A 15,169-nucleotide genomic window follows, 5' to 3' on the forward strand; every position below is an offset into this window, starting at 1 on the left:
CTATTCCCTTTTCCCTTCAAATTATAATAAACAATTATTCAGTTGAGAATGTATTTCATTCTCATCTAAATCACGACCTATGAAAACTAGCTGATTTTTACGGTTTTTGGTAGACCATTCATCACCATCTAGCTGATACCGAGGACCGCTAAGTTGGAAAATATGTCTTAGTTCACTATCACTAAACCAAAGAATACCCTTGGCTCTAAAAACATTTTCTGGCATTTTTTCATTTAGAAATGTCTCAAATTTATGGACATCAAAAGGTTTATCACTTTGGAAAGATATGGAAACAAATCCATCATTTTCTAAATGGTTGGAGTGATGGTGATGATGTTCGTGGTGGTGATGGTCATGATGGTCATGATGATGATGGTGATGATGTTCGTGACTCTCTTCTTCAATCAAGGAAGAATATTGATTTTTAGAGGTTAAGTCAACATCTAAAATCAAAGGTAAAGCAACTTTACCATAAGAAGTACGGATAATTTTTGCACCGACTTTATTATCGTGAATAAAATCTTCTAGTTCTGATAATTTTTCTTCCCCAACTAAATCAGTTTTATTAAGGAGAATAATATCACCATAAGTTATCTGTTTTAAAGCAGCTTCACTCTGGAAATGTTCGCTATCAAAAGCTTCTGCATCAACAAGAGTCAGAATGGAATCAATATTAGTAAAATCTCTCAGTTCTGTACCTAAAAAAGTTAAAACTATTGGTAATGGGTCAGCTACACCTGTAGTTTCTATGACCATATAATCAACACGGTCATCTCTTTCTAAAATTCGATAAACCGCATCAACTAATCCATCATTAACAGTACAACAAATGCAGCCATTACTCAATTCCATCATGTCATCATCTGTGGATACGAGTAACTGACTATCAATATTAATGTCACCAAATTCATTTACTAATACGGCTACTTTCAAATCTTCTTTATTTTGCAGAATTTGGTTGAGCAATGTCGTTTTTCCACTACCTAAAAACCCTGTAATGATAGTAACAGGCATTCCTCGTTTAGGAATATCAAGATTGATATTAGATTTGGGTGCAGTTAGTTGAGTCATCATTTCTCCTTTGATTTAATGTTAGGGTGTGAATTTTATTAGCGCAGTCGAGATGATTTTATTTTATGAGTAACTTTTAATCTCCTATTGGTGCTGGAATTCTGGCTAAAATTCCTTTTTGCAAAATCTCTGGTCGTTCGTTTCTGGGAACTATACCATTAGGGCTAGTATGATATTGTTCGCACAATTTTAATATATCTCCTGCGCTTTCTAATGGTGGTAAATCCCCAAACATTAAACTAGTTTTGTTTGGAGCAGTTAAAGCAATTGCACAAGGTCTTTTGCAAGCACTTAAACATTCTACCTCTGTAATTAAAAATTCCGATTTTAATATCCATTTTTGATGCAATTTTAGTATTTCATTCAATAAATATTTACCACCTATTTCGCCCATATAATCAAGTTGTGTGAGTGAAAAATAACAAGATTTACAAACAAACAATGTGTGAGAAGCCATATTTAGATAAATTCCTATAATTAAGACTATTTATCTTGATTGAGTCTACTTATATCTGTATACTCAATTTCGGCAATAGATTTATGAATTTTATATTGTTGTACGGGATTAGTCATTATATTAATTACCGTTTCAATTGGCGGACATCCAGGTTCGGTACATTGTAACTGACTTAAAGAAATAGAAATTTCATCATCAATTTGCAAGGCTTGATAAATCCATTGTTTGATTTGTTTAATATTTTGATAACTCGCTTTTTGAGATTGCTTACCAAAAGAAAAACTCATATAGTTTGTGACGTAGTTAATGCCTAAAATTCACAGCTAAATAGTTGAGTTCAAAGCAATAGCTGATTGTAAACAAGTAATTGTTTCAATGATTGATAGCGTTCCTAAATCTCCAGCTTGTCGAGTACGCACGCTTAAAGTTTGGTTTTCTATCTCTCGTTTACCAACTATAGCTACTACGGGAATCTTTTCTAATTCAGCATTCCGAATTTGTTTACCTAATCTTTCTCCACTACTATCAACTTCTACTCTTAACCCTTCTTTGTGCAATTCTTTAGCTACTAGTTCAGCATATTCTCTCACTTCATCACTAACTGGTAATAATCTACATTGAATCGGTGCTAACCACAAAGGAAAATCACCTGCATAGTTCTCAATTAAAATTCCAAAAAATCGTTCTATTGAACCAAAAATCGCTCGATGAATCATAATTGGTCGCTGTTTAGTATCGTCAGCAGCAACATATTGCATATCGAATCTTTCAGGTAAATTAAAATCTACTTGAATCGTCGAACATTGCCACAAACGACCAATTGCATCTTGAATTTTAATATCTATTTTTGGTCCATAAAAAGCACCTCCTCCTTCATCAATCATATAATTCCAACCTTTAGTATCTAAAGCTTGTTTTAAAGCCGCAGTTGCTAACTCCCATACTTTATCTTCGCCTACTGATTTACTCGGACGTGTGGAAAGGTTTACTTCATAATTATTAAAGCCAAAATCGGATAAAATTTCCTCGGTAAGATGCAATACTCCTAAAATTTCATCAGCTATTTGATTGGGTAAACAAAAGATATGAGCATCATCTTGAGTAAAGCCACGCACACGCATTAAACCATGTAACGCACCTGAACGTTCATAACGATAAACTGTTCCTAATTCTGCCCATCTTAATGGTAATTCTCGATAGGAATGTAGTTTATTTTTGTAGGTAAGAACGTGAAAAGGACAATTCATCGGCTTAATTTGATAAACTTGTTTTTCCACTTCCATCGAGTCAAACATATTTTCACTATAAAAGTCGTAATGACCCGATGTTTTCCACAAATCTAAATTAGCAATATGAGGTGTATATAATAATTCATAACCTGATTCCAAGTGAGATTTACGCCAATAGTCTTCAATTATATAGCGTATTTTTGCTCCTTTGGGATGCCAAAATACCAATCCTCCACCAGCATCCTCTTGAATACTAAATAAATCTAATTGTTGACCTAATTTTCTATGGTCTCGTCTTAATGCTTCTTCTCTTTGTTTTAAATAAGTCTCTAATTCTTCTGGAGTTTCCCACGCTGTACCGTAAATACGTTGCAACATCGGTTTGGTTTCATCACCTTGCCAATATGCACCCGCAACACTTAATAATCTAAACGCTTTTTGATTAATTTCTCCAGTAAAATTTATATGAGGTCCCCTACATAAATCCCACCAACAATTACAACTATTTGTTTTGCTATTATCTTTTATATTATCTACGGTTAATAATGATGGCTCTATTTCTCCACCATCAGGAATTCCAATAAAATAACGAGTAATTTTCTCTCCATCGGGAATTCTTTCTAAAATTTCTAACTTATATGGTTCATTTAAACCTGCAATCTCTTTTTTAATCTCTTCTCTTTCCACCTCCTCGCGAATAATAGGTAAATTTGCCTCAATTATTCTCTGCATTTCGGTTTCAATTTTACCCAAATCATCGGTCGTAATACTCACCCGACAATCAAAATCGTAGTAAAAACCTGTCTCGGTAACTGGTCCAATGGCAACTTTTGTCCCCGGAAACAGCTTTTGTACAGCCATTGCCATAATATGAGCGCAACTATGACGCATCCGCTTCAAATGCTGAATATCTTTTTCTTGCAAGTCTTCCTGAGATTCGGGTAATGAACTGACCATACTACAATAGAATGAGAATCGTTATCATAATAACGCAAAAAATAAACTAAGTGAAAAGTTTTTGAATGATAGCTTGGACTACGCGATCGCAATAATTTGCTCCCAGGGATACAATACATATGCTCTACCATGAATGAAAAACGGTAATGGATGAAAACAGATACAATTTTTTACACTCTGTTGCAAAATCTGCCCAGCGTACTATTTGAAATACTCGAACAACCCCCGGACCAATCTTTACATTATGAATTTTCCTCTGTGGAGATCAAAGAACTAGCACGACGTATCGACGGTTTGTTTTTACCTAAACCTGAATATCCGCAAGACCCAATTTATTTTGTTGAGGTACAATATCAGCGCGATGATGATTTATACTGGCGATTAATTACCGAAAGCTTTGTTTATTTAAATCAGTATAGACCTGATAGAACATGGCAAGCAGTTGTTTTATGGGCAAAACGTAGCCTTGACCCAGGTATTCCGATTGCGTATCGAACATCACTATCTGATGGGCAAATTCAAGTAATATACTTAGATGAATTAGTTGAGACTTCTTCTTCAATCGGGTTGAGGATTATCGGTTTTGTAATTGCTCCGGAAGAGCAAGCAGTAGAAGTTGGAAGAAATTTAATTACTCAAGTACAACTTGCTGATGTCACCAATCGTCAGCAGCTTTTAGAATTAGTAGAAAGGATGTTGATTTATAAATTTTCAAATCAAAGTAGACAGGAGTTAGAAGCAATGTTTGGATTAACCGAGTGGCGACAAACTAGATTTCCTAACGGAAGTTAGAGAAGAAGTTGAGCAAGAAGTTGAACAAAAAACAAAAATAGCAACAAAACTCGAAACAATCCCCCGTTTGTTAAACATGGGATTGAGTATCGAACAAATTGCTCAAGCTCTTGAATTAGAAGTTGAAGTTGTGAGAAAAGCTGTACAAAAGTAATTACAAAAATGGGTTAATTGTGTCTTGGAATCCCCAAGACACCCGTAATTATAATCAATGCAACATCAAAGCAACTTCTTTGGCAAAATAAGTCAAAATCAAATCGGCACCAGCTCGTTTCATACTGGTTAAAGTTTCTAAAATTACCTTCTTCTCATCAATCCATCCTTGCTGTGCAGCGGCTTTAATCATCGCATATTCCCCACTCACGTTATATGCTGCTACAGGTAAATTTGTTGTGGATTTGATCTGATAAATAATATCCATGTATGCTAAAGCAGGTTTTACCATTACTATATCCGCACCTTCGGCAATATCTAACGCTACTTCTTTTAAAGCCTCTCTTGCATTAGCTGCATCCATTTGATAAGTTTTTTTATCACCAAATTTCGGTGCTGAATCCAAGGCATCGCGGAATGGTCCATAATAACTAGAAGCATATTTGGCTGAGTATGCCAAAATCGCCACATGAAAGTATCCTGCGGCATCTAAAGCTTGACGAATCGCACCCACTCTACCATCCATCATATCGGAAGGTGCGACTATATCTGTACCCGCTTCCGCTTGGGAAATTGCCATTTTCACCAATACTTCTACTGTCGGGTCATTTAAAATTACTCCTTTGTCATTAACAATACCATCATGACCGTGGATACTGAAGGGGTCAAGGGCTACATCGGTAATCACAAGTATCTCTGGTACTGCTTGTTTAATCGCTTTGACGGTTGTTTGTACTAAACCATCCGGATTGTAACTTTCTTTACCAATATCGTCCTTTTTGGCTTCTGGAATCAAAGGAAAAAGCGCGATCGCATTTATTCCCAACTCCTTAACTTGCTTGATTTCTGCAAGCAACAAGTCCAAAGTATAACGATAACATCCCGGCATCGAGGAAATTTCGACTTTTTGATTTTCCCCTTCCATGACGAACATTGGATATATCAAATCATCTACGGTTAGTTGGGTTTCCTGAACCATACTACGCAATGCTGGATTAGTACGTAGACGACGGGGACGTTGTATTAAACTGCTGTTGGAGATGGGATTTTCTGAGGACATAAGGAATGAAAATGAAAATAATTATTGCATTAGAATAATGATAATCGTTTTCATAGAGTATTTTTTAAATAATTATTCCAATTGAGTAGCATCATCTTCCAAAAAAGAAATTTGACGAGGGAAATGGAAAATAATTAAAGAAATTTGTTTGGGGTTACGAGCAATTGACTCTGTTGTGATTCCTAATATGGGTAAACCGGGAATAGTGGAGTCACCGTTATGAGTTAATATTAATAAATCATCCGGTTGGAGAATTTTTAAGATACCTTGAACAAAGTTTCCCTGAATTTGGTCTTTGGGTATATCCACGATTTCCGGAATTTGTAAATCAGTGACAAAATTCCGGGAGGGGAATACTTGTAATAGACGCAGGGATGCCTTTAGTTCATTTGCTAAAATCTTGGACAATGCTAAGGTACGCAAAAATGTGAGTGAAGTTAAATCGGTCTCTAAAATCGGTAAAAATACTCGTTTTGTTGTTTGAATTGGATGGGTAAAGCGAGTAATCAGTAATGGAATTGTACTGCGACGAACGACATTATCAATAGCACTACCAAAAAAATTGTCTCGATATGTAGCAAATCCTTTCCAACCACAAATAATTAAATTAGCATTGTGTTCAAAAGCGGTGCGTAGAATTCCCTTGTCAATAGAATCATCCAAGCGACCAATGGGTTCTACTTGAGCCACAGCTGCATGAGCAATAGTTTCTGCCGTATCCAATAGTTGTTGCTGTTGGGTTTTTGCGGATGGTAAAATTTCTCCTTGATGATCGACAATGATATGAAGTGGTAATAAAGTACCACCAGTTTTTTTGACAAGAATTAAGGCTAATTGGAGTAGATTAGCTTCCGTATGAGGATTTGCAACAGGTACGACAATTCGATAGCGGGGTAGTTGATTAGGTTTAATCCCGGTTGATTCCTTTTGAATATCTTGATTGGGGCTTTTTGTTCCTTGAGACTTAGATTTATTCCCCCAACGGTTCGTTACCCAAGGAGAGGCAATACAGGTGACTAAAATCATCGCAATGGTTCCATTCACCGTTAATTGGTCTACCAACTCAATTTGATAAGCAACAGTAATGGCTGCTAAAGTAGAAGCAGCTTGAGCCACAGATAGCCCAAACATTACCATACTTTCAGCAAAATTAAATCCAAATAGTTTTCCTGAACCCCAAGCTGGGATGAATTTAGCAATAATTGCCACAAATATCATCACTCCAGACACTAGCAAAGATTGAGGTTCTTGTAGCAAAATCCAGGGATTAACTAACATCCCCACAGAAATCAGAAAAAATGGTACAAATAAGGTATTGCCAATAAACTGAATCCGGTTCATTAACGGGCTAAGTTGGGGAATCAGTTGGGTAATCCCAATTCCGGCGAGAAATGCACCGATAATCGGCTCAATTTCGATTAGCTGAGCGATATAAGAGGCAACAAATAATGTCGCAACTACAAATATAAATTCTGCCCCCTCATCATGTCCAAATCGACGGAAAAACCACCCACCGATTTTGGGAACTCCCCACAAAATGGCAAGGGTGTAAATAACTAAAGACGGTATCAAAAACAGCCAAAAATTCAGTGTCAGATTACCTTGGTGAGCTTTGACTACCACCGCTAATACTAACAAAGCTAGTACATTAGTGATTAGGGTTCCCCCCAGAGTTGTAGTCACTACAGAGGTACGCATTATCCCTAATTTGCTTACAACAGGTAGAGCTAGGAGGGTATGGGAAGCGAAACAAGATGCAACCAAAATAGCAGCTAATAAATTGTAACCTAACAACATCATCGCCACTGTACCAACCACCATTGGTACAGCAAAAGTAGCAAACCCAAAAATCAAAGCTTTATCGGCATTATATTTAAGGTCATCTAAACTGGTTTCCAATCCAGCCATAAACATCAGGAATAGTAATCCGACTGTTCCTAATAAGATAATTGTGTTATCTCTAGCTAAAAGACCTAAACCATTTGGTCCGATGATGACTCCAGCAATAATTAAGCCAACAATCCCTGGTAAACGTAATCGTTCAAACAGTAGGGGAGCGACCAACATAATCGCCATGATAATCAAAAAAACGGTCACAGGGTCTTTAATCGGTGCAGATAAACCGGAAAAGTTAAGTGATGGGATTAGAGATTGCCAAATAGTGGACGAGATGCTCGCAAAATTTTCCATTTTTTAATTTAGGAAATGAGATTATTCTATTCGGGGTATTATAATCTCTATTTGTTAATTTTTCGTTCCACCAGAAGTTGCAATTAAATAGAGATTTTTTTCAAATTGGGAATATTATGATCAATTGTCCGTTAATAAGCATATGGGATAAGAAGCCGGGTTTTTATGTTCAATCTCTGGTAGATCAGATAATTATGGTAAAAACCCGAATTATAATTGTCAGATTATATTTATCGAGTTCATATTAAAAATTAATTGTAATCATCAGAATTTAGATTTTATTCATATACAAATAAAAATATTCAATAAAATTGCGAACGACGATGTAAAATCACCCACACAACAACGGGAGTACCAATCAAAGCAGTCACAGAATTCAAAGGTAAAACAGTTTGGCTTCCCGGTAATTGAGATACTAAATCTGCAAATAATGCCAATATTGCCCCCATCACAGCTACAACAGGAATTAATATTTTATGATTTACAGTTTTAAATAAATTGCGACACAGATGGGGAACCACAACACCCAAAAATCCAATCGGGCCACAAAATGCAGTAATTGCACCTGCTAATATTGAAGCACTTAAAATAATCCAGAATCTCGTTTCTTGCACCGCTAAACCCAAAGTTTGAGCTTGAGATTCACCTAAAAGCATTACATTTAAAGGTTTTGATAATAGCAAAGCCATGATTAATCCTAGCAATATAATCGGCGCTAAAATTATTAATTGTCGCCAGGTGACACCTCCAAAACTGCCAAAAGTCCATTGTAAATATGATTGGATTTGATTATTTTCGCTAAAATGCAGCAAAATACTCACAATCGCATTAGTAGCATAACCAAAAAGTAATCCCAAAATTAATAGTGTCATGGAATCGGGTATTCGATGAGATATTAATAACACCATTCCTAACACCAATGCTGCACCTAGACAAGCTGCAATAATTAAACTTAAATCCCCAATTATTCCTAAATTTATTAACAATGTACCCATACCAGTAGTATTCGCTGCGAGTACTACAAAAGCAACTCCTAAAGAAGCACCAGAACTAATTCCTAATACAAATGGTCCAGCAAGTGGGTTTTTAAAAAGCGTTTGCATTTGTAATCCACTTACACTTAAAGCAGCACCAGCCAAAGTTGCAGTTAAAGCTTTTGGTAAGCGAAATTTGAAAATAATAGTACTCCAAGTAGCTTTTTCTGATTCTCCTCCTAACAAAATAGTGATAACTTCCCCAAGAGGAATATTTACTGAACCCAAAGCTAAATCTAATAAAAATACAAAAATTAAACTACTAACTAAAATCGTCAAAATAATTATTTTGTTATTATTCTTCTTATTTGTATTTTTGTAATTATTGATAAACATCTATTTTAATCTCAGCAATCATTTGCATAAACCTCAGTTTTCCTTTGGGCTAAGTAATTGTATTTGAACTATATTTGAACTATATTTGAACTTAACTCAGCTTCTGATAAAAAAACAACTGATGATTTGGTAATAATTCTGGATGAAAAATTTTAATTAAATCAGCCAAAACCATATCAGGATTACTAATTCCACTTTCCCAATAATCATTACCTCCATTTTCATTTAAACGAGCATTATTATTATAAACATGACCTTTTTTCACGGCTTGAAAATTACTATAACGACTATCTTCTCTAATTACATCTTTTAAGCTCTGCCAAGATTGACTCATATTTAACCAATAATCTGCTGTCACAGCACGCTCAAAAACATCTTCAAAAGATAAAGGTATACTACTACCATCAACACTATCAACACAAAGTAGTTCTGCACCCGCATCTGTCAAATATTGCGCTACATAACTTTTACATCCTGGAGCATACCAAGTTCCTTTAAAATTAAATCCGGTAAATACTTTTGGACGTTTTTTAACAGTTTTAGTTTTCTCGGCAATTTTTTGATAATTTTGACTTATTTTACTAAATACTTTTTCCGCTTTTGCTTCTTGATTAAAAAATAAAGCCGTAAATTTTAACCATTCGCTTCTACCCAAAGATGTATTTTCCATGTATTCAGCATTTATCGCTACTTTTAATCCTGCTTCTAATAATTTTGGATGATTATCTGTTTGTTGATTCCCTGTTCCATAAGTTGTAATTAAATCAGGATTGAGTTCTAATAATCTTTCTACATTTACATCATTGTTACCTAATTCGACAATTTTACCTGCTTTGATTTTCTCAACGACTTCTATTGTATTGACTATTTTGGGATTACTCACACCGACGAGTTTATCTACTACTCCTAAGAAAGCTAAATGAGGTAAATGAGTAGTAGAAAGAGAAGCAACTGTATTTATAGGTACTGTAATTAACTGAGTTTCTTTAAATCCTGATGGTGCTGGTGTACCGCATTTAACTAAAATATATTGAAAACTTGTTTTTGCATCTGGATACGGATTTTTTACCGTGACAATTTTATAATTATTTTGATATTCAATAGAAAAACCTGTCGCATAATTGATAGTAGCTTTATCGGGGAAATAGTCTGTATTTGGATTAAAATTTTGAATGCATTGTTTCTTAGTAACTGATGAGATTATTGGATAATTATGGGTGTTATTACAAGCAATTATTACAAATGCTATACACACAAATTGACAAAACAATAAGAAGAATTTTTTTTTCAATTGAAAAAATTGCATAGTTTAAGTATTGATATATTTTCAAACGCAAAGGTGTGCGGAGGTTATCGCAAAAGTACGCAAAGAAAACTTTAAATTTATTGTGGTGGATAAAGATATTCGGTAACTTTATTTCCTTGAACTAAATGTTTGTCAACAATTGATTGAGCTACTTCTGGTTGAACACGAGTGTACCAAGTTCTATCTTGAGAATTAAATACTACAGGACCTAATTTACAAACTTCTAAACAGCCAGAAGTTCTTACTTCTATATCTAAACCTGCTTTTTCAACAGCATTTTTTAATGCTTCATAAGTAGGTTGCCAATTCCTTGAAGGTAAACATCTTCCAGAAGTACAAACCGAAATATAAGCACGTTTCAAAGGATTTTGTGTAAATGGCATTGGTTTTTTACCTAATACATAAATATCCCGTAATTCTTGATAAAGAGCTAATTTAGATAAGTTTGGTTTCCCTTCTGGTAATAAGTTTTCACCATCAATTAAAGGATTGGGTAAAAAAATTGTCATCACATTTTCACCCGTACCATTCCAAAGTTCTATTCCCCAACTCCTTAGTTTTCCTGCTGCATTAAAACGTCGATAAAATGCTGCACGACTGATTCTTCTTTGTTTTCTTAATTCTAAAGGAGTTTGATTATTGGGACCACCGAAAGTTTCATCAATACACAAATGTAAATGCCATCCTTCTGTCACCACTGTTAGATAACCATCATAAAGAATACAAATTTTAGGTGGATTAGTAAATTCTAATTCTAAAACCCCACCTTGAGCAATGTGTCCTAACTCAACTTGGTGCCAATTTTGTTGAAATAATGTGTAAAGTAAAGATGATAAAACATCACAACCACAATCAATATCCTCATATTCAACTTTACCCTCCATCGGTAATTCTTCTGTAATTTGACGGTTTAGTGGTTTTACCCAAGGATTATAGTTACTCATGATTTTAGATTGAATATTTTTATAACAAATTAACTTTAATCAATTATCTACACTTTTTCAAAGAAACTGTTTTGTAAGAAGTCGGATTCTTATTAGTTTATCAGTACCCGACTTCTGTGATTATGTCGAATTCAGGTTATTTGATAACTCTTTATATTGAATAGATTTTGTAACAGACGTGATATATCGAATCATCAAAATTCTAATCTTTTTCATTGAGTTTGACAGGTTTTTATTCTCCTATTCTGATAAAAAACATTTAAATCCAACAGTTCAGAATTAATCAAGTTTACAATTAGATATAGGAATCCCGTTTGATTTTTGTTGGCGCAAGCCTGGCGAAGCCTTATCCAGTTGTTGGGGTTAGTTTCTTCGGGAGTAGAAACTGTACTGAGTTTTGTTCAATATTCAATTAGGACTCCTATAGGAATTAATTTGTTTAGAATTTGTAATTCATCCCTACTTGTACAATTCTACCTGCATCAGGGAAGCCAGGAAATAACTGATATCTTTGGTCAAAAATATTTTCTACACTACCATTTATCGCCAGATTTTGACTCACAGGGACTCTTAATTTAAAATCAAAAGTTGTGTAACCAGGCAAAGATTCTGTATTCGTGTTATTCGTGGGATAATTACCTAAAGAATGCATCAAAACTCCTGCATACCAACCTTGAGGATTTTCGTAAGAAAGTCCTAAATTAATACTATCAGCACCAGCAAATCTCAATTCCTGATTAACTTCTGCGGGATTAGAACTCTCCAGAATTCTAGGGTCATTTGCAGTATAGTTACCAGAAAAGTAGAAATTTTTTGCTAATTGCAAGTTTAAAGCAACTTCTACTCCAGTTGTCCTAACTTTACCAATATTTTCATAGGTATAGTTGACAAAATCATAGGCAATATTATCCAATATTGTGTTATTGAAGAATGTTAAACGTAATAAACCAATATCTCCTAATTGTTGGTCGATTCCAATATCAAAACTATTACCCCTTTCCGGTTTTAAGTCTGGATTACCTTTAGCAAAGGGAGAATTACTATATAAATTAAATAAAGTCGGAACTCGAAAGTTACGAATATAGTTACCTCTGAGTGTAGTCTTTTCAAATAGATTCCAACGTACATCCACTGCTGGAGATGTGACAGAACCATTTACTAAACTGTTGAAATCTTGACGTAATCCCAAATTTAATCGGACATCCGGAGTCACATCTACGAGATATTTACTAAATACTGCTCCTTTTCCGATACTATCATCGTAATTCTCTGTTTCTGTTTGCTCTGCGAGATTGCGAGTCACGTTTTCAGCACTCACATTACGATAGTCAAAACCATAAGTAAGATTTTGATTTTGAGCAATTTGCCAGTTATGCTGTACCTGAAAACCCAAAGAACGCTGATTATTATCAAATTGTCGATGGTTGTTAATCTCTCCAGTACGATTGTCGAAACGGGTATTGAGAAAGTCTAGATAGACTCTCGCTGTTAATAAGGAATCCTCTGCTTTTCCTAATTTTGCATTCCAGGTTAAATCTGTGAGAACTTGGTCTGTATACTTACGATTATTATCAGTAAGAGAGTTGAAAGCAGCCTGAGAAATTTGGGGAATTGCCACACCACCCGGAACTCCTTGGTCTTTAGCTAGATAAATAGTGTTGAAACTCAAACTTTGGCGTTTATTTAATTCTGCATTCACCTGTAAATTGAGATTATTGTAGAGTACATCAGCATTTTCCCTAGTTCCATCAAAGTCAACTTCGGGAATGGAATAATCAAAATTATTATTAGCACGAGTCCGATTGTACCCTAATAGCCACGATACATTACCCTGTTTACCGCTAGTTTGAATGCTTTGTTCGTTTAAATCGTAACTACCCAATTTTAATTGAGCCGTAGTAATAATATCTTTTGTGGGACGACGAGTAATAATATTGATTGTCCCTCCAATTGCATCAGAACCATAGAGGGTAGAACCTCCACCAGGAAGAACTTCAACTCTTTCGACTATATCTGTAGTTATTTCAGAAAGGTCGAAACCACCACTACCAAGGTTATTAATTGGCCTTCCATTGAGTAATATCAATACTTGTCCGGTATTAGAACCACGAATAAACTGACCACTCAAACCACCAATTTCTGTTCCCACTGTACCATCAGGTAAAATTCCAGGAACAAACCTCAATGCTTCTTTAACAGTACGCGCACCTTGAGCTTCAATTTCTTTGCGGTTAATCACGTAAACTGGACGAGTTGCATCTCGCACTTTCCCTTCTCGACGAAATGGTGTAAAAACTGGTTGGTTTAATATTTCTCCTATTACTGTAAGCTCAATATCTGCTTCTTCTTCTTTTTCTGCTTCTTGTGAAGGAGTATTTTGAGCAATATCTTCTATTTCTATTTTCTCAACTATTGCCAATCTCTCTTCAACTGTTACTGGAAGTATTTCTAAGTCTTTTGCAATACCTTCATATGTTGGTAAATCTGATATTTGTCCTATTTCTTCTGCTGTAGCCCTGCAATTTCCCGATAATATTCCCAGTATTAATATAAAAAATGATACGGCGAATTTGATTTTCCATATAAAATTAACAGAAATATTTCTCATCTGTACCTCGCAGATAATTGTGTTTTTTTGTCATAATTGGCGGGCATTCTGACTTACTCAATTTTAGATTTCTGATTTGTGATTATCTAAAATCGGCTTACAGCTGCGGGACAGTGCCGGATTTACACCGAACTTTCCCCCTTACGTCTGATGGCTGACCCCCATCATCACCAACTAATAAAACTCGAGATTGGAAGTAGATTAGCATATTCAACCACTAGTTTAATATTGCGATGTTACATTTGTTAATTTTCTACACGGTCATTTTTAAGTGCATCTAAACAATATCTACGATTCCAAAAAAATTAACAAACCCCCAACCACTTTAATTTTGCCAATCTATAGCAATCCTGTTTGATTTGTGAATCAGTTGTCAGGACTAAGGACTCTTAATCGGGAACAGTTACATATACTACCTTCTTTTCAATTTTCAACGCCGGATTCCTATTTATGAATACTAATATAATGATAATGATTATCGTAAGCTAGTATTTTTTGTTACATTTCTTTTTATGGTTGTCATCACCACCTGATTTTTCCAGTTTTTTATCAACTGTTGTTTTTATCTCTCAGAAATTGATTATCATTATCGTTATTTGTTAATTAATCGCTTAAGTAGAAATATGCCAAGCAAGAAAGTTCATGTCCGAGAGTATAAAGTCAAAGCACACGACCGCGTAATCCATACAAGAGTTTATAATTTCATCTGCCAATACTGTCGAGAAATATCGCAACGAGAGACTTATGCAACTGGTTGTCCGAAGTATGGAGAGAAATGCAATGGAGTTGTGAGTAAGTGCTTGCGATGTCAAAAACAATAGAGTTGAATAAAACTTACCTTGTTTGCTCAACACCTTTAGAAATGGATGAGTTAGAAGCACTACTCATTGAGTTCGGAATCTTAGATGACGATTCCAAACACGCAGACATCATTGGTAAAAAAGCTGAAGAAGTTCCTGCTACCTAATAAGTAGTCAAAGGTAGTCAAAGTGGTAAGGGTAAAGGTTCTATCTTTTACCCTTTACCTGCCAC

General features: G+C 35.1%; 12 protein-coding genes and 1 riboswitch. Of the genes, 2 read left to right on the plus strand and 10 right to left on the minus strand.

All coding sequences use genetic code 11. The annotated features are described in order from the left end of the window. Positions 1–21: 21 nt before the first annotated feature. From IQ247_RS09720 to thrS, 4 genes are all read right to left on the minus strand, one after another. Complete coding sequence (locus tag IQ247_RS09720) at positions 22–1,071, minus strand: CobW family GTP-binding protein (RefSeq protein ID WP_193919449.1); 1,050 nt, start codon at positions 1,069–1,071, stop codon at positions 22–24. A 76-nt stretch (positions 1,072–1,147) separates the two neighbouring features. Continuing rightward, a complete protein-coding gene (locus IQ247_RS09725) occupies positions 1,148–1,528 on the minus strand; it encodes a DUF1636 family protein (RefSeq protein ID WP_193919374.1) in 381 nt (126 codons plus the stop codon). Positions 1,529–1,554: 26 nt separating this feature from the next. Further along, positions 1,555–1,815 (minus strand): hypothetical protein, encoded by a 261-nt coding sequence (locus IQ247_RS09730; RefSeq protein WP_193919376.1) that lies wholly within the window; start codon positions 1,813–1,815, stop codon positions 1,555–1,557. A 36-nt stretch (positions 1,816–1,851) separates the two neighbouring features. After that, the gene (gene thrS / locus IQ247_RS09735; RefSeq protein WP_193919378.1) at positions 1,852–3,714 is read right to left on the minus strand and encodes a threonine--tRNA ligase; all 1,863 of its coding nucleotides are present in this window, start codon (positions 3,712–3,714) and stop codon (positions 1,852–1,854) included. A 150-nt stretch (positions 3,715–3,864) separates the two neighbouring features. On the opposite strand from thrS, the gene IQ247_RS09740 reads away from it, so the two are divergent. Beyond that, a complete protein-coding gene (locus IQ247_RS09740) occupies positions 3,865–4,506 on the plus strand; it encodes an Rpn family recombination-promoting nuclease/putative transposase (RefSeq protein ID WP_228059615.1) in 642 nt (213 codons plus the stop codon). Between the two features lie 208 nt (positions 4,507–4,714). Here the strand turns inward: IQ247_RS09740 and hemB are convergent, their stop codons facing one another. From hemB to IQ247_RS09770, 6 genes are all read right to left on the minus strand, one after another. Beyond that, on the minus strand, positions 4,715–5,719 hold the full coding sequence (hemB, locus tag IQ247_RS09745; RefSeq protein ID WP_193919380.1) for a porphobilinogen synthase: 1,005 nt from the start codon (positions 5,717–5,719) through the stop codon (positions 4,715–4,717). A 72-nt stretch (positions 5,720–5,791) separates the two neighbouring features. Then, entirely contained in the window at positions 5,792–7,795 is a 2,004-nt protein-coding gene (locus IQ247_RS09750; protein ID WP_228059620.1) for a cation:proton antiporter domain-containing protein, read from the minus strand. A gap of 416 nt (positions 7,796–8,211) precedes the next feature. Then, complete coding sequence (locus tag IQ247_RS09755) at positions 8,212–9,279, minus strand: iron chelate uptake ABC transporter family permease subunit (RefSeq protein WP_193919384.1); 1,068 nt, start codon at positions 9,277–9,279, stop codon at positions 8,212–8,214. A gap of 91 nt (positions 9,280–9,370) precedes the next feature. Then, on the minus strand, positions 9,371–10,534 hold the full coding sequence (locus tag IQ247_RS09760) for an ABC transporter substrate-binding protein (RefSeq protein WP_322745476.1): 1,164 nt from the start codon (positions 10,532–10,534) through the stop codon (positions 9,371–9,373). Between the two features lie 128 nt (positions 10,535–10,662). Then, positions 10,663–11,529, minus strand: a complete 867-nt coding sequence (locus tag IQ247_RS09765; protein WP_193919388.1) for a (2Fe-2S) ferredoxin domain-containing protein — start codon at positions 11,527–11,529, stop codon at positions 10,663–10,665. A gap of 439 nt (positions 11,530–11,968) precedes the next feature. Beyond that, positions 11,969–14,137, minus strand: coding sequence for a TonB-dependent receptor plug domain-containing protein (locus IQ247_RS09770; RefSeq protein ID WP_193919390.1), 2,169 nt, complete (start codon positions 14,135–14,137; stop codon positions 11,969–11,971). Positions 14,138–14,158: 21 nt separating this feature from the next. After that, positions 14,159–14,327, minus strand: a riboswitch (cobalamin riboswitch). A gap of 615 nt (positions 14,328–14,942) precedes the next feature. On the opposite strand from IQ247_RS09770, the gene IQ247_RS09775 reads away from it, so the two are divergent. Further along, positions 14,943–15,104 (plus strand): hypothetical protein, encoded by a 162-nt coding sequence (locus IQ247_RS09775; protein WP_228059616.1) that lies wholly within the window; start codon positions 14,943–14,945, stop codon positions 15,102–15,104. The last annotated feature ends 65 nt before the right edge of the window (positions 15,105–15,169 follow it).

Origin of the sequence: Plectonema cf. radiosum LEGE 06105 (genome assembly GCF_015207665.1) — a bacterium.
GTDB classification, from domain to species: domain Bacteria; phylum Cyanobacteriota; class Cyanobacteriia; order Cyanobacteriales; family Nostocaceae; genus Rivularia; species Rivularia radiosa_A.